Raw genomic sequence first — 16613 nt, forward strand, 5'->3', positions numbered from 1 at the left:
CCACCGAGACCGGCCCCCGGACGGGCAGCACGGCCCGTCCGCCCCGGCACTGGCGGCGCCGGGGCGGCCACGGGGACAGCGCGGCTGTCCCCGCCGCACGTGGGGGCTCCGGCGCGCGTGCCCGCCGCTCAGGCCCTCCCGGCGAACGCCGGTCAGCGCTCCAGGTAGGCCCGCAGGTGGCGGGCGGTGAGGGTGTCGCCCTCCGCCACCAGCCGGGCGGGACTGCCCTCGAACACGATCCGGCCGCCGTCGTGCCCGGCTCCCGGCCCCAGGTCGATGACGTGGTCGGCGTGCGCCATCACCGCCTGGTGGTGCTCGATCACCACCACCGTGTTCCCGTCGTCCACCAGCCGGTCCAGCAGCGCCAGCAGCCGGTCCACGTCGGCCAGGTGCAGGCCCGTGGTCGGCTCGTCCATCACGTACACCGCCCCGTCGCGGGCCATGTTGATGGCCAGCTTCAGGCGCTGGCGCTCACCGCCCGACAGGGTGGTCAGCGGCTGGCCCAGGCCCAGGTATCCAAGGCCCACGTCGTGCAGCCGGTCCAGGACGGTGCGGGCGTTGCCGCCGGAGAAGAACTCCCGCGCCTCCACCACCGACATCGCCAGCACCTCGCTGATGTCCTTGCCGCGCAGCTTGTGCGTGAGCACCTCGGCCCGGAACCGCTTGCCCCCGCAGTGTTCGCAGGGCGAGGAGACCCCGGCCATCATCGCCAGGTCGGTGTAGACGACCCCGGTGCCCTTGCACTCGGGGCAGGCGCCCTCGGAGTTGGCGCTGAACAGCGACGCCTTGACGTTGTTGGCGCGGGCGAAGGCGGTGCGGATCGGATCCAGCAGCCCGGTGTAGGTGGCCGGGTTGGAGCGCCGCGACCCCTTGATCGCCGACTGGTCGACCACCACCACGTCCTCGCGCCCGGGCAGGGCGCCGTGGATGAGCGAGCTCTTGCCCGAGCCCGCCACGCCGGTGACCACCGTGAGCACCCCGGTCGGGATGTCCACGCTGACGTCCTTGAGGTTGTGCGAGTTCGCGCCGGTGATGGAGATGTGTCCCCGGGGCGTGCGCACCCGCTCGCGCAGGGCGGCCCGGTGGTCCAGGTGGTCGCCGGTGAGCGTGCCCGAGGCGCGCAGTCCGGCCACGTCACCGGTGTAGGTGACGCGTCCGCCCGAGGGCCCGGCGCCGGGGCCCAGGTCCACCACGTGGTCGGCGATGGCGATCGTCTCGGGCTTGTGCTCGACCACCAGCACCGTGTTGCCCTTGTCGCGCAGGCTCAGCAGCAGGTTGTTCATCCGCTCGATGTCGTGCGGGTGCAGGCCGGTGGTCGGCTCGTCGAAGACGTAGGTGACGTCGCTGAGGCTGGAGCCCAGGTGGCGCACCATCTTGACCCGCTGCGCCTCGCCGCCCGAGAGCGTGCCCGACTCCCGGTCCAGGCTCAGGTAGCCCAGCCCCACCTGCACCAGGGACTCCAGGGTGTGCCCGAGGTTGTCCAGCAGGGGCTTGACCGAGGGCTCGTCCAGGGAGCGCACGAAGCCGGCCAGCTCGTCGACCTGCATGGCCGAGCACTCGGTGATGGTGCGTCCGGCGACCTCGACGGCCCGGGCCCGGGCGTTGAGGCGGGCGCCCTCGCACTCGGGGCAGGTGGAGAAGGTCACCGCGCGGTCGACGAAGGCCCGCATCTGGGGCTGCATCGCCTCGCGGTCCTTGGCCAGGTATGTCCGCTTGACCTTGACCACCAACCCCTCGTAGGAGAAGGAGTGGCTGTCCGTCTTGACGCGTGTGGAGGGCTGGTGGAGGAGGACCCGCCACTCCTCGGGGCTGTAGTCGCTCAGCCTGCGGTCGGGGTCCAGCAGGCCGGAGTTGACCATGACCTGCCAGTACCAGTTGCCCACCGCGAACCCGGGGACGGTGATCGCGCCCTCGTTCAGGGACAGGTCGCGGTCGACGAGCTCGTCCACGTCGATCTGGTTGGTGCGACCCAGACCCTCGCACTCACCGCACATGCCCTCGGAGTTGTTGAAGCTGAAGGCGCTGGAGGGTTCCAGACGCGGGGTGCCGACCCGGCTGAAGACGATCCGCAGCATGGCGGCGGCGTCGGTGGCGGTGCCGACGGTGGAGCGGGAGTTGGCGCCCATCCGCTCCTGGTCGACGATGATCGCCGCGCTGAGGTTGCGCAGGCTGTCCACGTCGGGCCGCCCCAGACTGGGCATGAACGACTGGACGAAGGTCGTGTAGGTCTCGTTGATCAGGCGCTGGGACTCGGCGGCGATCGTTCCGAAGACCAGGGAGGACTTGCCCGAGCCGGACAGGCCGGTGAAGACGCTCAGCCTCCGTTTGGGGATGTCCACCGAGACGTCGGCGAGGTTGTTCTCCCGGGCTCCCCGGACCTGGATGGTGTCGTGGGTGTCCGCTGTGGTGGGGTGGGAAGACACACTGCTCCTCAGGAGTCCTTATGGCGTAAGCTGATGGCTGGAGAACGTTAGTTTATGGCGTAAGGAGATGCAAGTGGTGGTCTACGCCGGGCAGGGTGACGCCCGTCGCGCCATGGAGCTGCTGTGGCGTTCGCGCGGCGGGGACGGCGGCCGGACGGCTCCCGGGCCCAAGCCCGAACTCAGCGTGGACCTGGTGGTGGAGACCGCCATCGCCCTCGCCGACGCGGAGGGGATGCAGGCGCTGTCCATGCGCGCGGTGGGCCAGCGCCTGGGGCGCACCGCCATGTCGCTCTACACCTACGTGGCCAGCAAGAACGAACTCGTGGAGCTGATGTACGACCACGTCTTCGCGGAACTGGCCGACGCAGCCGAGGCCGACGCCGAACCGGACTGGCGCACGGCTACGACGTCCTGGGCCACCCGGCTGTGGGACTTCTACCTGGACCACCCCTGGACCCTGGAGGTCTCCCAGGCCCGGCCGGTGCTGGGCCCCAACGAGTACCGGCTCTTCGAGTCGCTGGCCGTGGTCCTGCACCGCGCCGGGCTGGGCCCCACGCAGATCCGCAGCGCCTACGGCAACCTGTTCACCCTCGTGCGCGGACCCGTGCAGATCGCCTCGGAGTCGCGCCGCGCTCCGGAGGTCACGGGCATGGCCGAGGACGCGTGGTGGTACGAGCGCTCCGCGCAGCTGGACCGGGTCGCCCCCGACTTCGGCCAGCGCTTCCCCGTGCTGACCCTGCTGTCGGAGCAGGGGGCGTTCAGCAACGAGAACCAGGACGAGCCCTACCTGGAACAGGAGGCGTGGGAGACCTTCCTGTTCGGGCTCAACGCCCTGTTGGACGGGCTCCAGGCCAGCCTCGGCCCGCGCGGGTGAGCCCGCCGGGCGCCCCTCGGCCGTCCGGGGACGGGCGGCCGGCGCGGCCGGGGTCGGAGAACCACCGGGGAGGCGGCCACCACCCGCCACAGCCACCGGACGAGCGGTGCTGTGGCGCGTTGGGCGCCTCACAGACCCAGCGCCGCCCTGAGCCCGTTCGCCACGCAGGTCATGGTCGCGAAGCTGAGGGCTCCCTGGTCCTCGATGAGATCCTCGCCGCCCAGCAGAGCGATGTCGTCGCACATGATCCGCCCGACGAAGGGGCGATCAGCGGGTCCCAACGCCACGTTCGTGGTGGTGGGAGTGCGCGGTGTCGTGGTCAGCCGTACCGCCAGGCAGTCTCCCAACGCCCGGTTGCGGTGGTCGTTGGACACCACCACCCAGGGTTTGCGCCCGGAGTCGATGCCGACGGCGCAGACCCGGCCGCGCACCGGGACCAGCGGCGCCATCAGTCGGCCCGCTGGCGGCGGCTGACACGACCGCGCACGGCCGCTCTGGCCTCCCCGTCCTCTCTGGTGTCCTCCTGGGCCACGGCCGCGTACTCCTGGGCCAGGACCTTCTGGCGACAGCGGTCCGACCCGCCTCCAGCAGAGCTGCCGGGGCCGCGCTCTCGGACAGCCCGCCTTCGGGCAGCCCGCCCACGAGACCGGAGGCGGGACGGCGCTCCGGCGTATCGGGGTGTTGGATCCGCTCGGCCGGGAAGGCGGCGTTCGCCCGCACCGGCACGGACTTCCCCTTCTCGGTTTCCATGCCTCATATTGATGCATCCAAAAGTGATGCACGTACCGGGAATCAGCACGGCCGAGCGAAGGTGATGATCTCCGTGCTCGCGTCGGTGAGCGGACCGCGGTCCCAATAGCCGTACTGCGCGCTGACGTCGAATCCGGCCTCGGCCAGGAAGCCGTTCAGGGGCTCGGCGTCCAGGAAGCGCAGCGTGCTGCGGCTGCTCTTGGGCCGGTCCCACCCCTCGACGCCGTAGTCGGAGGTGAAGGTGACCAGGTCGCCCTCCACGCTCTCCAGCCGGTGGACACAGGTGGCCTCACGCCCTCCGGGGCCGTCCACGGTGCGCACCCGTTCGGGGGTCCACGCCTCCCAGCCCCGCGCGGCCGGGTTGCGGGTCTCGAACACGAACCTTCCGTCGGAGGTCAGGGCGCGCCGCACCGCCGCCAGGAACTCCCGCAACTCGTCGTCGGTGAGGAACACCTGGAAGGCGTGGCCGGTCATGACGACCAGGTCGAACTCACCCTCGAAGGGACGTGTGAGCAGGTCACCCAGGATCCACTCGACGTCGTCGCGGTCGCGCCGCCCGACCTCCAGCATCGCGTCGGCCGGGTCCAGGCCGACCAGGCGCCCGGTGTGGCCGCGCTCGCGCGCCACCCGCTGGAGCTTGCCCGTCCCGCAGCCCACGTCCAGGACGCAGCGGGCGTCCATGACCAGGTCGAGGTAGAAGTCGTCCTGGGGTGAGGACCGCCAGAAGTTGAAGTAGTCGTAGAGCTCGGCCAGGTCCGGCTGGGAGAAGTGTCGGTCGACCATCGGGCCATTGTGGCCGACCGCTCCCCCGCCGTCACCGGATTTTCGCGCGCCCGCGAACACGGAGCGCCACCGGTGGAGATCCTCGCCGCCTGCTGGTCGATCGGTGCTACAGGGGCTTCGAGAACCGCGCTCCCGAGGCGGTGTAGCCGCGCCGGGTGTAGAAGGCGTGCGCCTCGGTCCGCCCCGTCGCGGAGTTCAGCATGGCCCGGGCCGCACCCCGCTCCACCGCCCAGGCCTCGAACGCGGCGCACAGCGCCGTGCCCACGCCCCTCCCCCGTGCGTCCCCGGCGGTGACCAGCGCGATGAGCTGAGCGGCCGGGCTGTCGTCCTCCACCGGGAACAGCAGGTGCCCGGCGGCGAAGCCCAGCAGCTCTCCCGAGGCGGCCTCACCGACCCAGAAGCCGTAGGTGGGGTCGCCTGCCAGCCGTTCGAGACGACTGCGCACCCGAGCGGCCGTGGCGGGGTGCGACAGCGCCGCGTAGAGCGGTACGAGCCCGTCCGCGTCGGCGGTCCGGACCGTGCGGATGGTCACGTGGGGAGTCATTTCCCGCACGCTACCCAAGGGTGTGCGGGCCGGTCGCCACACCCACCGGTTTCCGGCACTGCGGCCCGGGCGGGGAGCACCGCGACCCCCTCGGACCCGGGCTGTCGTCCGGGCCCGGCCGATACCGCCAACTCCGCCCGCCAACCGGCTCCACCTGCGAGCATGGCCCCCATGACCACCACCGCACTGCACTACCGGGACGGCGCGTGGGCGCCGGGGCCCGACCCCGTCGAAGAAGCGTGCGCCACCCAGACCGTCGAGGAGGACTGGACGGACTGCGTGGCCCGTGCCGGGTTCGACAACCATCCGTTCGCCGAGTACGGCGGGCCCTGCGCGTTCTCCTACGCCCATCTGTTCGTCGGCGACGACGGCAGGACCTTCTTCATGCACATCGCCAACGACCGCTTCGAACAGCACCTGTACTTCCACTCCGTGGTGGACGCCCTGGACCACATGGCCCGTTGGGCACCGGCGTTCGCACTCCAGCGCGATGACCCCGAACTGGCCGCGCCCGACGTCAGGGCCGCCTCGACCATCCCGAGCTTCGCCGGGGACTTCGACGAGGAGGAGCTGACCAAGCTGCGGCAGGCCCCTCACCCCTGAACCGGGCGGGCTCCGGGCGCGGAGCCGGGTCCGGCGGGGCGCTCACGGTTGCGGCGGTCCGGACAGACCGTGCGAACGGGCGGCACCACCGTGCGCGGCGGTGCCGCCGGCTCACAGGGGCGCCGGGTCTCAAGAGAGGCGTTAGCTCACCCGCCTCATGGCCTCCCGAGCCCCCAGGGCCTCAGGGTGCTCCCGCGCCCTCCCGCTGGCGGGCCGCAGCTCCGTCCGGCCCGCCGCCGCGCACCCCGCGACGGGTTGTCCACAGCCCGAAAATGCGCCTTCTCCCGCCGTCCCGGGCTGCCTAGCCTGAAGGTGTGAGCGATACCCCCAGCACCTTCAGTCAGCACGAGTACCCCTTCGACGTCGACGCCTTCCTGGCCCGGCCCCTGGTCGCCAGGGTGGCCGCCTCCGACTCCTCCGGTGCGCCCACGGTGCGTCCGGTGTGGTTCCTGTGGGAGGAGGGCGCGGTCTGGTGGATCACCGGCGCCTACTCGCGGATGTCGCGGTTCCTGGCCAAGGACCCCCGGGTCGCGTTGGTCGTGGACACCTGTGACCTGGAGAGACTGGAGTTCCTCCAGGTGATCATGCGGGGCAAGGCCGAGGTCGTGCCCTACGACGAGGAACGCTCCAGACGCAAGCTCCGCCGCTACCTCGGCGACGACGAGACCACCTGGCCCACAGACTTCAAGGACTTCGACGACGACACACGGCTCGTCCGCTTCGTCCCCGAACGGACCATCGTCCAGGACCTGTCCAAGACCCGCCCCTGACCCCGCAAACGGCCGCCAAGCTTCGCGGACCGGCCCGGAGCCCGGTCCCGGCACGGTGTGCTCCGGCCTGGAGGGGCGCAGTGCGCCATGCCACGCCGACCTGGACGGCACGGCCTGGCGGATGATCCGGTTCTTCGCCGTCGACGCCGCCGCGAGCGCCCGGATCGGGTTCGAGGCCCAGTCGCCCACCGGCGACGGCTGCGCCGTCACCTTCGACCGCATCCGCTTCACCGGCGAGCGCCTGGCCGAACTGCGGGACGGCTCCTGAGGCGCGGAGCGACCACGGCACGGGACCCTTCGAGGCGGGTCCGCGCTCCGCTCCGAAAGGGGGCCCGCGCCGGGTCAGCGCAGGAGGCAGGAGGACGGGGCAGACGCGATGAGGCGTTCCGAGTGCGGGCCTGTGCGAACGGCCCTCCGCGTCAGCCCGCGTCCAGGGCGTGTCCGGTGGTGGCGTCCACGTGGTCGGGCACCTCCTCGTGCCGGTCGCCCACCGTCAGGGTTCCCGTCGGCTCGAACAGCAGGATGGCGGCCCCGGCGTCGGACTCGGGCCGGTGCTCGGTCCCGCGCGGCACGACGAAGACCGCCCCCCTCTCGAGGGTGACCACCCGTTCAGCTCCCCCGGCGTGCTCGCGCAGCCGGATGCGCAGTTCCCCGTCCAGCAGCAGGAAGAACTCGTCGGTGTCGTCGTGGGCGTGCCACACGTACTCCCCACGGACCTTGGCCACGCGCACGTCGTAGTCGTTGACCCGGGTGACGATGCGCGGGCTCCACAGCTGCTCGAAGGAGTCCAGCGCGTCGTTCAGGTTGATCGGCTGTTCGCTCATGAGGGCCATCCTGGCGATGGCGCGCCGCCCGGGGAAGTGCTAGGAATCGCACATGCCGCAAGAATCCTCGCACCGCGTGGCCCTCGTCGTGGACGAGGGCTCCAACCCGTTCGAGATGAGCGTGGCCACCGAGCTGTTCGGACTGCGCCGCCCCGAGATCGACCGACCCTGGTACGACCTGACGGTGTGCGCGGCCGTGCCCGAGGTGCGCGTGCACCTGGGCATGTTCACCCTCGGAAGCCTGGCCGGGCTGGAGGCGGTGGCCGAAGCCGACACCGTCATCGTGCCCAACCGGCCCGACCCCGAGGTGCCGCCCTCCCGGAGGGTGGTGGAGGCCGTGCGCGCGGCGGACCGGCGCGGCGCCCGTCTGGTGAGCTTCTGCAGCGGCGCGTTCACCCTTGCGGCGGCCGGGGTCCTGGACGGCCGCCGCGCCGCCACACACTGGCGGTTCGAGGAGTTGTTCGCCAGGACCTACCCCCGCGTCCGGCTGGAGCGGGACGTGCTGTTCGTGGACGAGGGCCGGGTACTCACCGCGGCGGGCAGCGCCGCCGCCCTGGACCTGGGACTGCACCTGATCCGCCGCGACCACGGGGAGGGGGTCGCCAACACCGTCAGCAGAAGACTGGTGTTCACCGCCCACCGCGAGGGCGGGCAGCGCCAGTTCGTGCCCAGACCCGTCCCCGAGGCGGCCGACACCTCACTGTCCCCGCTCCTGGACTGGGCGCGCGAGCGCCTGGACTCCCCGCTCACCGTCGCCGACCTGGCCGCCCGGGCGTCGGTCAGCGCCGCGACCCTGCACCGCCGCTTCCGCGCCGAGCTGGGCACGACTCCGCTGGCCTGGCTGCGCGCCGAGCGGGTGCTGCTGGCCTGCCGCCTGATCGAGGCGGGCGGAATGGGGCTGGAGACCGTCGCCCGCGCCAGCGGCCTGGGCAGCACCGCCAACCTTCGCGCGAGCATGCGCGCCCACACCGGAGTCAGCCCCTCCACCTACCGGGAGCGCTTCGGGCCGAGGCAGCCGGCCGGGACTTCAGGCCCTGCGGTCCTTCCCTCAGCCGAGGCCGACCGCGTAGCCTCCGGGCATGTCCGACCTGCCCGTGCGTTTGTCCGTCGTCACGCTGGCAGCCCGGGACCTGCCCCGGCTCCGCCGCTTCTACAGGGCCCTGGGCTGGGAGGAGGTCCCTGCCAGCGGTGACGGCTGGTCGGCCTTCCTCCTGGACGGCGTCCTGTTGGCCCTGTACCCCGTGGAGGAGTTGGCCGCCGAGGCGGCGGACGGAGCTCCAGGCCCCGGCGGCTGGTCGGGGATCACGCTCGCCTGCAACGTGGACGGCCCCGAGCAAGTGGACAGCGCCCTCGCGGCCGCGGTGCGGGCCGGTGCCACGGTCGTGGCCGAACCGGTGGAGCGCTCATGGGGAGGGCGGTCCGCGTACGTCGCGGCCCCCGAGGGCAACCGCTGGGGGATCGCCTGGGCGTCGGTGGTCAGGTTCGACGGCCGGGGCGCGCTGACCGGCTTCGACGGCTGAGGGCCGCTCCGAGGACGTTCCGGATACCCGCCGTACCGGCCTCGTTCCCCGCCACGGCTGGCCCCCGCCGCCCGGCCGCACCGGCGCTGGGGGCCTTCGTCACGCCTGGCGCCTCACCCCTCCGCCGGATCGCTCCGGCGCGCCAGCCGCTCGACCTGGTCCGCGCGGGCCGACAGCGCGCGCATGCGGCCCCACACCCACACCGTCGCCACAGCGACCACCACAGCCCCCAGCACCGCCGGAGCCCGCAGGTCCACCCGGCCCAGAACACCGCCCAGCAGCGTGCCCACCGGGAGCAGAGAGAAGGACAGCATCTTCTTCACGCTCAGTACCCGCCCCATCAGGTGCTCTGGCACGACCAACTGCACCACCCCCGCCGCCAGCACGCCCGCCAACGTGCTCGCCCCGGCCAAGACCGACCACACCGCGGCCGCTACCCACGCGTTCGGAGCGAAGGCGAAGGCCAGGCTCAGGGCCGCCTGGCACAGGAACCCGGCCGCCAGGACGGGGAAGCGACCGAACCGCGCACCGGCCCGCGCCGCCAGCGCGGCCCCCGCGATCGCCCCCACCGCCGCCACCGACAGGAACACCCCGAACAAGTGCTCGGGCACTCCGAAGTGGTCCTGGACAACCAGCACGAACACCCCGGCCAGCGCCCCGGCGCCCAGATTGGCCAGCGCGACGAACAGCACCAGCGACCGCAGCGGCACGTCGCCCCACACGAAGCGCAGCCCTTCGAACAGGTCGGAGAGCACCGACCGCACCGCCGCCGCGCGACCACCGCGCACGTGCGGCTCCGGGGAGGGCGCCGCTCCCGGTACCCGGGCCGCCCGGGGAAGGCCGAGCAGCACCAGGGCTCCCAGGACCCAGGCTCCGGCGTTGACCGCCAGCGGCAGGAACGCGGCCACCACGAACAGGAACCCGCCCAGCGGCGCCCCCACGAACTCCTGGGCGACCTCGCGCCCGCCCACCAGACGCCCGTTGGCCCGGTCCAGCGCACCCCGCGCCAGGGACGGCAGCACCGCGCGCGCCGCCACGTCGTAGAAGATCTCGCAGGTCATCACCGCGAACATGACCGCGTACAGCAGCACGACGGTGGCCTGCCCCGTGGCGATGAGGACGGCCAGGACGAGGATCACCGCGGCCCGGGCCAGGTTGGCGGCGACCATCATCCGCACCCGGTCGGCACGGTCGGCAAGGACCCCGGCGATCAGGCCGAACAGCAGCCAGGGCAGGTAGCGGGCCGTCGTCAGCCCCGCGACGGCCAGGGGGTCGTTGGTCAGCGCCGCCGCGAGCATGGGCAGGGCGGTGAGCATGACGCCGTCGGCCAGGTTGCTGGACACGCTGCCCGCCCAGAAACGGTGGAAGGCCGCGCTGAGGCCGGGCGAGGAGGAGACGGAGGCGGACGGCAACGGGGTTCCTTCGGGGGCCGGGGTGGCGGGCCCTCACCCTAACGCCCGGCCGCACCGGCGCTGGGGGCCTTCGTCACGCCTGGCGCCCCGGCGAGGGGCCGGGGCGCCACGGCGGGGCTCAGAGCGTGTCGGTCACGCGCTTGCCGTCGTTCTTGTCGATGGTGAAGGAGTCCACGACCGCGCCGTCGGCGGTGCGGGCGGTGTAGCGCAGTCGGGCGCCGTCCACCTCCACGGCCTGGAAGGTGGAGGTGCCGGTCAGCTGCACACGCACCTCGGCGCCGTTGTCGGTCCAGTTGGAGGCGGAGGCGTCGTACATCTTGGTGCCGGTCACCGCGACGGTGTAGACCGGGCCGGTCTGCACGTCGGGGTCGTCGGTGCGGTTCGCGGTCAGGTTCCCCCGACCGTAGGAGTGGTCGTGGCCCTGGAGGACCAGGTCCACGTCGTGCTCCTCCAGGGTGTCGAGCCAGGAGTCGCGCAGGGGTCCGTTGTCGCGGCTGGGGCTGTTGGAGAAGACGGTGTGGTGGAAGGTGACCACCGTCCAGGGGTGGGGGTTGGCGGCCAGGGCCTCCTCCAGCCAGCGCTGCTGGGTGTCCAGCCAGGAGTCCGTGCTCAGCGGCGCCGCGTTGCGGTAGTTGGAGTTGAGGACGACGAAGCGCACGCCCTGGTAGTCGGTGCGGTAGACGGTCTGGGGCAGGTGGCGTCCGCTGGTGGGCCCGTTGCCCGCGCCCGGGAACTGCGGGTTCCAGTACCGGCTCAAGGAGAGCAGCGAGTACTCGTGGTTGCCGGGGGCGGCGAGGTGGTTGACGGTGCCGGTGGCCTCGGCTCCGAAGGCGTCGAACCACTCGGTCCACTGCGACTCACTGTTGGGCGAGTCGACCAGGTCGCCGGAGTGCACGACCAGCTCGGCGTCGGGTTCGGCGGCCAGGGCTGCCCGCGCCACCGTGGCGCCGCCGGTGGAGATGCCGTTCTGGACGTCGCCGAAGTGCAGGAAGGTGAAGGCCTCGGCGCCGGAGGCCGCGGTGGTGAAGGTGCGCCAGGGGCTGAAGGCGGTTCCGTCGCCCACGCGGTAGCGGTAGGCGGTGTCGGGGGTCAGGCCGGTGGCGGTGGCGGCGTGGAAGGTGCCGTTGGCCGAGCCGGTGTCGGAGCCCCCGACGGTGGTGACCCGGCCGGGGTCGGTGGCGGGGGCGATCCGCATGACCGGCGAGCCCGATCCGTCCGAGCGCCAGGCGATGGTCTGGGAGGTGGCGGGGTCGGCCGTGGGCGAGAGGATCACCCGTTCGGGCGCGGTGGCCGCGGACGCGGCGGGTGCGTTGGCGACGACGGGGGTCAGGGCCAGCAGGGCCGTGCCGAGCAGGGCGGGAGCGGGGCGAGCGGCGAAGCGGGACACGGGGGGGCGCCTTTCTGCCGGGGGAACGCTGATGCAGCGAAGGTAGCCGCCCGCGCGCAACGCGGTGTGAACGCCCGGGGACGTTCCGTCGCGGCATGGTGAACGCCTGGCGTGACCGCTGTCACAGGCGCAGGGTACCGGGCCGCCGCCGTCACCGGCGGCTCCCGTGCCGGTGGCCCCGCGGCGCTGTCCTCACCGGGCACTCCGGATCGGTGGCTTCCGAAGCCGAGAGTCCCCGAACCCGGCGGTTCCGTGCCGTGGCCTCTGGACTGGTCGTCCCCGAACCCGACGGCCTCTGGCCCAGGTGCTCCCGAAGCCCTGGGGGTGCGGAACGCGATCAGGGGGAGTCCGCGCAGATGGGAACGCTCCCAAGGGCCTAGGATCGCACCCATGGAAACACGCGTACTCGGCCGCACCGGCAACAACGTGGGCGTCATCGGTTTCGGCGCCTGGCAGATCGGAGCCTCCTGGGGCGAGGTCAGCGAGACCGACGCCCTGGCCGCCCTGCACGCGGCCGCCGACGCCGGTGTCACCTTCTTCGACACCGCCGACGTCTACGGCGACGGCCGCAGCGAGCGGCTCGTCGGCCAGCTGCTCAAGGAGCGCCCCGGCATCACCGTGGCCACCAAGATGGGCCGCCGCGCCGACCAGACCCCCGACAACTACAACCCCGACAACTTCCGCGCCTGGAACGACCGCTCCCGCCAGAACCTGGGCGTGGACACGATCGACCTCGTCCAGCTGCACTGCCCGCCACCGCGGGTCATCGCCACCGACGCCGTCTTCGACGACCTGGACGCCATGGTCGCCGAGGGCCGCATGCGCGCCTACGGGGTGTCGGTGGAGACCGTGGACGAGGCGCTGACGGCGATCGCCCGGCCCAACGTGGCCACGGTGCAGATCATCCTCAACGCCTTCCGCCACAAGCCGCTGGAGAAGGTGCTGCCCGCCGCCCGCGAGGCCGGGGTCGGCATCATCGCCCGCGTGCCCCTGGCCAGCGGTCTGCTGTCGGGCAGGTTCACCGCCGACACCGCCTTCGGCGAGGACGACCACCGCAACTTCAACCGCGAGGGCCAGGCCTTCGACAAGGGCGAGACCTTCTCCGGCATCGACTACGCCACCGGGCTGGAGGCGGTGGAGCGCCTGCGCCCGCTGGTGCCCGAGGGCGTGACCATGGCCCAGTTCGCGCTGCGCTGGATCCTGGACCAGGAGGGGGTCAGCGTGGTCATCCCCGGCGCCCGCAACGCCGACCAGGCGCGCGGCAACGCCTCCGCCGCCGAGCTGGCCCCGCTCGACCCCGGGGTCCGCGCCCGGGTGGCCGAGGTCTACGACGAACTCGTCCGGCCCCGGGTCCACCACCTGTGGTGACGCACGGGTGACCGCCCCAGGTCCGCGAGGGCCGGGGCCCAGACGCGCGCCCCGGTCCCGCGCTTCCCCGTCCGCCGGTGCACCGGCGGACGGGGAAGCGGGTCAGACCCGGTCGGAACCGTCGGAGACCGCCTCGGGGATCTCGGTCGGCCGCACCAGGGTCCTCGCGCTCTCGCCGGTCAGCACCGAGTGCACACCGGCGGCCACGGCCTCGATGCTGTCCACCCCGTACTGCATGCCGTCGTTGCCGTCGGTGAGGACGACGACCTCGTAGTCGCCGATCGGCGTGTCCTTGAACCCGCCCATGCTGTTGATCCGCCAGGTGTCGGTGTCGTCGTAGGGCAGCCAGCCGTTCTTGAGGTAGACCTGTGCCCCCGCGGGCGCACCCGTGGGGACACCCCAGCGCTGCGACTCGACCACGTCGCCCATGAGGCCGCGCGCGTACGCGCGCTCCTCGGCTCCGAGCACGTCGTTGTCGGAGCCGATCACGTCGAGCAGGGTGAGCTGGTCCCGAACGTTGATCTTCATCAGCCCGACGTACCCCTCGGGATGCAGCGTCGTGTTGTCCATCCCCGTCAGGTCGAGGAAGTGCTGGAGGCGCTCCAGGCCGAGCTGGTTGCGCAGCTCCACCGCGGAGTCGTTCCCCGACACCGTGATCATGTCGGTCGCGAGCTCCTCCTCGCGGGGGGTGAGTTCGCGCCCCTCCTCCATGGCGGTGCGCAGCAGCGCGCCCAGGACCACCACCTTGCCGACGCTGGCGGCGTCGAACCCGGTGTCCGCGCCGAGCGCGCAGGTGAGGTCGCCCCCGTAGGCGGAGACTCCCACGGCGACGGTCCCGGCGCGCTGGCCGACCTCCTGGCGGATCCGCTCGTCGAGGCGCCGAGCGACCTCGGGGTGGGTCTGCGAGACGCAGACGGGCTCCGGCCGGATGTCGGCGGCGGCCGCCGAGGGCAGGGCGACGGCGGACCCTGCGGCGATCAGCGCGGTGAGCGCCGCGGCCGTGCACCTGCGGCGGGGGGCGGTGTTGGCGCGGTCAGCGGACATACGCGTCTCCTCATGGTGATGGGACGACCTGTGGTCGGATGACGGGGCGGGGAGGTCGGGGGCGGTCCGGATTCCAAGGAGCGGGGACCTGCCAGCCGATGCGTCACGGGCGCGTCGTGTGCGGCGGCGCCGAAACCACCGAGGCGCCGGTCATCCTCCGTTTCCTTCGACGGCCCGGGTGAAGTGCGTCAACAAGTGTTCGCGGCGGGGCTGATCACCGGAATCCGATGCCCGTCGTGCGGTTCTTCCGGTTTGGCTGGCTTTTGAGTTTTCGGCACGGGACGAGTGGCGTGCGGCACGCGTGCTCGCCGAGCGCGGCCGTTTTCTCCGGAAATGCTTTCTCACCTCGGGGAACGGCGGACGATACGGCGGGAAAACTTCACGGTGAGCCCTGTCCGGCATTCCGTGCCTCCTCGGGCGGAGAACGGGTGGCGGCCCGCCCCGCGCCCGTGTCGGCGGGACCGCCGCGCCCTTCCACGGCCTTGCCCCGAAGACACGCTCCTGCCCGGATAGCGAGGGGACAACGGCGAGGTCATGTGTGGCAGAAGGGAAACGGCGACGTCTCTCGGCACGCGCGAACTCCAGATGTCGGAACGAAGTGCGTTCACATCCTTCACCCTCAGCGCTCGGAGAGTCAATATCCTCCGAAACCCCACACAGGTTCTTCACAAGTCGTCCGGAACAAAGGCGGAGCACGTCGCTGCCCCGGCCGGATCACGGCCTTTTCTTCGGAGTAAAGGAAAAACCTCCGCTACGGTTCCTCGTAACGGAGGCTTCTCCTGGAATTACTTGACCGGTCCGTGTCAGATGAGGCCTTGGGCCAGCATCGCGCCGGCCACCCGCTCGAACCCGGCCACGTTGGCGCCCAGCACGTAGTCGCCCGGGGCCCCGTAGCGCTCGGCCGCCTCCTCGCAGCGGTCGTGGATGCCCGCCATCGTCTCGGCGAGCTCGGCCTCGGCGTGCTCGAAGGACCACGACGTGCGCCGCGCGTTCTGGCGCATCTCCAGCACGCTGGTGGCCACACCGCCGGCGTTGGCCGCCTTGCCCGGCGCGAACAGCACACCGGCCTCGCGCAGCACCTTGACCGCCTCGGGCGTGGTGGGCATGTTCGCGCCCTCCGCCACCGCCGCGACGCCGTTGCGCACCAGTGTGCGCGCCGCGTCGGCGTCCAGCTCGTTCTGGGTGGCCGAGGGCAGCGCCACGTCGCACGGCACGTCCCAGATGCTGCCGCCCTCGACGTAGTGGGCGCCTCCGCCGCGACGCTCGGCGTAGACGCTGATCCGGGCGCGCTCGACCTCCTTGACCTGCTTGAGCAGGTCCAGGTCCAAGCCCTTGTCGTCCACCACGTAGCCGCCGGAGTCGGAGACGGCCACCACGTTCGCGCCCAGCTGCTGGGCCTTCTCCACCGAGTAGATCGCCACGTTGCCCGACCCGGAGACCACCACCCGCTGACCGTCCAGGGCGCGGCCCGACCGCTCCAGCATCCGCTGGGTGAAGAGCACGCTGCCGTAGCCGGTGGCCTCGGTGCGCACCCGCGAGCCGCCCCATTCCAGGCCCTTGCCGGTGATCACACCGGCCTCCCAGCGGTTGGCCAGGCGCCGGTACTGGCCGAACAGGTAGCCGATCTCGCGGCCGCCCACGCCGATGTCCCCGGCCGGGACGTCGGTGTGCTCACCCAGGTGGCGGTGCAGCTCGGTCATGAACGACTGGCAGAACCGCTCGATCTCCGTCTCGGAGCGGCCCTTGGGGTCGAAGTCGCTGCCGCCCTTGCCGCCGCCGATGTTCATGCCGGTCAGGGCGTTCTTGAAGATCTGCTCGAAGCCCAGGAACTTGATCACGCCGAGGTTGACGCTGGGGTGGAAGCGCAGCCCGCCCTTGTAGGGGCCCAGCGCGCTGTTGAACTCCACCCGGAAGCCCCGGTTGACGTGCACCCGGCCCTGGTCGTCACGCCAGGGCACCCGGAAGATCACCTGGCGCTCGGGCTCGCACAGGCGTTCCAGGATGCGCTGCTCGGCGTACTCGGGGTGCCGGGTCAGGGCCGGGGAGAGGTCGTCCAGGACCTCCAGCACCGCCTGCTGGAACTCCGGCTCGTCGGGGTTGCGGCGCACGACGTGCTCGTAGGCGGATCGGACTCCGGGGTGGTGGTCACGGCCTGCCTCGTCGGCGAAGGGCATGGGTGAACGTTCCTTTCAGCACAGGTGGAACGGGCACCCCACACGCCGTTGTGTCGGGAACCTCGAACACGCGCACGCTGGCGCAACACATGGTGGTGATCCCAGGCCCTGAGGTCCTCGCGCCTGCGGATCGTGGC

General features: G+C 72.1%; 16 protein-coding genes. 7 read left to right on the forward strand and 9 right to left on the reverse strand.

Annotated features, from left to right (window positions below; all coding sequences use genetic code 11):
• Positions 1–152: 152 nt before the first annotated feature.
• A complete protein-coding gene (locus KGD83_RS15265; protein WP_212639849.1) occupies positions 153–2423 on the reverse strand; it encodes an ATP-binding cassette domain-containing protein in 2271 nt (756 codons plus the stop codon).
• A gap of 73 nt (positions 2424–2496) precedes the next feature.
• Here KGD83_RS15265 and KGD83_RS15270 point away from each other — a divergent pair, with 73 nt between their 5' ends.
• Positions 2497–3297 carry a TetR/AcrR family transcriptional regulator gene (locus KGD83_RS15270; RefSeq protein WP_212639850.1) on the forward strand — a complete coding sequence of 267 codons (801 nt, stop codon included), beginning with the start codon at positions 2497–2499 and terminating at the stop codon, positions 3295–3297.
• A gap of 128 nt (positions 3298–3425) precedes the next feature.
• Here KGD83_RS15270 and KGD83_RS15275 read toward each other — a convergent pair whose 3' ends face one another.
• From KGD83_RS15275 to KGD83_RS15285, 3 genes are all read right to left on the reverse strand, one after another.
• Positions 3426–3746: a type II toxin-antitoxin system PemK/MazF family toxin gene (locus tag KGD83_RS15275; protein WP_212639851.1), complete on the reverse strand. Its 321-nt coding sequence runs from the start codon at positions 3744–3746 to the stop codon at positions 3426–3428.
• 343 nt (positions 3747–4089) lie between these two features.
• Positions 4090–4830 (reverse strand): class I SAM-dependent methyltransferase, encoded by a 741-nt coding sequence (locus KGD83_RS15280; RefSeq protein ID WP_212639852.1) that lies wholly within the window; start codon positions 4828–4830, stop codon positions 4090–4092.
• Between the two features lie 106 nt (positions 4831–4936).
• On the reverse strand, positions 4937–5374 hold the full coding sequence (locus KGD83_RS15285; protein ID WP_212639853.1) for a GNAT family N-acetyltransferase: 438 nt from the start codon (positions 5372–5374) through the stop codon (positions 4937–4939).
• 171 nt (positions 5375–5545) lie between these two features.
• Between KGD83_RS15285 and KGD83_RS15290 the strand changes: the two genes are divergently transcribed.
• The 3 genes from KGD83_RS15290 (at position 5546) to KGD83_RS15300 (ending at position 7015) form a co-directional block, all read left to right on the forward strand.
• Positions 5546–5977, forward strand: coding sequence for a hypothetical protein (locus KGD83_RS15290; RefSeq protein WP_212639854.1), 432 nt, complete (start codon positions 5546–5548; stop codon positions 5975–5977).
• Positions 5978–6291: 314 nt separating this feature from the next.
• The gene (locus tag KGD83_RS15295; RefSeq protein ID WP_212639855.1) at positions 6292–6747 is read left to right on the forward strand and encodes a pyridoxamine 5'-phosphate oxidase family protein; all 456 of its coding nucleotides are present in this window, start codon (positions 6292–6294) and stop codon (positions 6745–6747) included.
• Between the two features lie 55 nt (positions 6748–6802).
• The gene (locus tag KGD83_RS15300; protein ID WP_256448777.1) at positions 6803–7015 is read left to right on the forward strand and encodes a DUF1349 domain-containing protein; all 213 of its coding nucleotides are present in this window, start codon (positions 6803–6805) and stop codon (positions 7013–7015) included.
• Positions 7016–7166: 151 nt separating this feature from the next.
• Here the strand turns inward: KGD83_RS15300 and KGD83_RS15305 are convergent, their stop codons facing one another.
• Entirely contained in the window at positions 7167–7571 is a 405-nt protein-coding gene (locus KGD83_RS15305) for a cupin domain-containing protein (protein WP_212639856.1), read from the reverse strand.
• A 52-nt stretch (positions 7572–7623) separates the two neighbouring features.
• On the opposite strand from KGD83_RS15305, the gene KGD83_RS15310 reads away from it, so the two are divergent.
• Together KGD83_RS15310 and KGD83_RS15315 are read left to right on the forward strand one after the other, a co-directional pair.
• Positions 7624–8763 (forward strand): helix-turn-helix domain-containing protein, encoded by a 1140-nt coding sequence (locus tag KGD83_RS15310; RefSeq protein ID WP_249351880.1) that lies wholly within the window; start codon positions 7624–7626, stop codon positions 8761–8763.
• On the forward strand, positions 8651–9091 hold the full coding sequence (locus tag KGD83_RS15315; protein WP_212639857.1) for a VOC family protein: 441 nt from the start codon (positions 8651–8653) through the stop codon (positions 9089–9091). The genes KGD83_RS15310 and KGD83_RS15315 overlap by 113 nt, the downstream gene beginning before the upstream one ends.
• 113 nt (positions 9092–9204) lie before the next feature.
• On the opposite strand, the gene KGD83_RS15320 is transcribed toward KGD83_RS15315, so the two are convergent.
• Both KGD83_RS15320 and KGD83_RS15325 read right to left on the reverse strand, forming a co-directional pair.
• On the reverse strand, positions 9205–10503 hold the full coding sequence (locus KGD83_RS15320) for an MFS transporter (RefSeq protein ID WP_212639858.1): 1299 nt from the start codon (positions 10501–10503) through the stop codon (positions 9205–9207).
• Between the two features lie 118 nt (positions 10504–10621).
• On the reverse strand, positions 10622–11890 hold the full coding sequence (locus KGD83_RS15325; protein WP_212639859.1) for a purple acid phosphatase family protein: 1269 nt from the start codon (positions 11888–11890) through the stop codon (positions 10622–10624).
• Positions 11891–12280: 390 nt separating this feature from the next.
• Between KGD83_RS15325 and KGD83_RS15330 the strand changes: the two genes are divergently transcribed.
• A complete protein-coding gene (locus KGD83_RS15330) occupies positions 12281–13258 on the forward strand; it encodes an aldo/keto reductase (protein WP_212639860.1) in 978 nt (325 codons plus the stop codon).
• Positions 13259–13360: 102 nt separating this feature from the next.
• Here KGD83_RS15330 and KGD83_RS15335 read toward each other — a convergent pair whose 3' ends face one another.
• Both KGD83_RS15335 and gdhA read right to left on the reverse strand, forming a co-directional pair.
• The gene (locus KGD83_RS15335) at positions 13361–14302 is read right to left on the reverse strand and encodes a serine hydrolase (protein WP_212639861.1); all 942 of its coding nucleotides are present in this window, start codon (positions 14300–14302) and stop codon (positions 13361–13363) included.
• 803 nt (positions 14303–15105) lie between these two features.
• Complete coding sequence (gene gdhA / locus KGD83_RS15340; protein ID WP_212639862.1) at positions 15106–16476, reverse strand: NADP-specific glutamate dehydrogenase; 1371 nt, start codon at positions 16474–16476, stop codon at positions 15106–15108.
• Positions 16477–16613: the final 137 nt, after the last annotated feature.

The sequence above is a fragment of the Nocardiopsis akebiae genome (assembly GCF_018316795.1).
GTDB classification, from domain to species: Bacteria; Actinomycetota; Actinomycetes; order Streptosporangiales; family Streptosporangiaceae; genus Nocardiopsis; species Nocardiopsis dassonvillei.

Bases quoted from the DNA above. Each gene is read 5' to 3' on its own strand.
- KGD83_RS15275 (WP_212639851.1), bottom strand. From the start codon at position 3,746: ATGGCGCCGCTGGTCCCGGTGCGCGGCCGGGTCTGCGCCGTCGGCATC.
- KGD83_RS15330 (WP_212639860.1), top strand. From the start codon at position 12,281: ATGGAAACACGCGTACTCGGCCGCACCGGCAACAACGTGGGCGTCATC.
- KGD83_RS15280 (WP_212639852.1), bottom strand. From the start codon at position 4,830: ATGGTCGACCGACACTTCTCCCAGCCGGACCTGGCCGAGCTCTACGAC.
- KGD83_RS15310 (WP_249351880.1), top strand. From the start codon at position 7,624: ATGCCGCAAGAATCCTCGCACCGCGTGGCCCTCGTCGTGGACGAGGGC.
- KGD83_RS15285 (WP_212639853.1), bottom strand. From the start codon at position 5,374: ATGACTCCCCACGTGACCATCCGCACGGTCCGGACCGCCGACGCGGAC.
- KGD83_RS15305 (WP_212639856.1), bottom strand. From the start codon at position 7,571: ATGAGCGAACAGCCGATCAACCTGAACGACGCGCTGGACTCCTTCGAG.
- KGD83_RS15315 (WP_212639857.1), top strand. From the start codon at position 8,651: ATGTCCGACCTGCCCGTGCGTTTGTCCGTCGTCACGCTGGCAGCCCGG.
- KGD83_RS15290 (WP_212639854.1), top strand. From the start codon at position 5,546: ATGACCACCACCGCACTGCACTACCGGGACGGCGCGTGGGCGCCGGGG.
- KGD83_RS15335 (WP_212639861.1), bottom strand. From the start codon at position 14,302: ATGTCCGCTGACCGCGCCAACACCGCCCCCCGCCGCAGGTGCACGGCC.
- gdhA (WP_212639862.1), bottom strand. From the start codon at position 16,476: ATGCCCTTCGCCGACGAGGCAGGCCGTGACCACCACCCCGGAGTCCGA.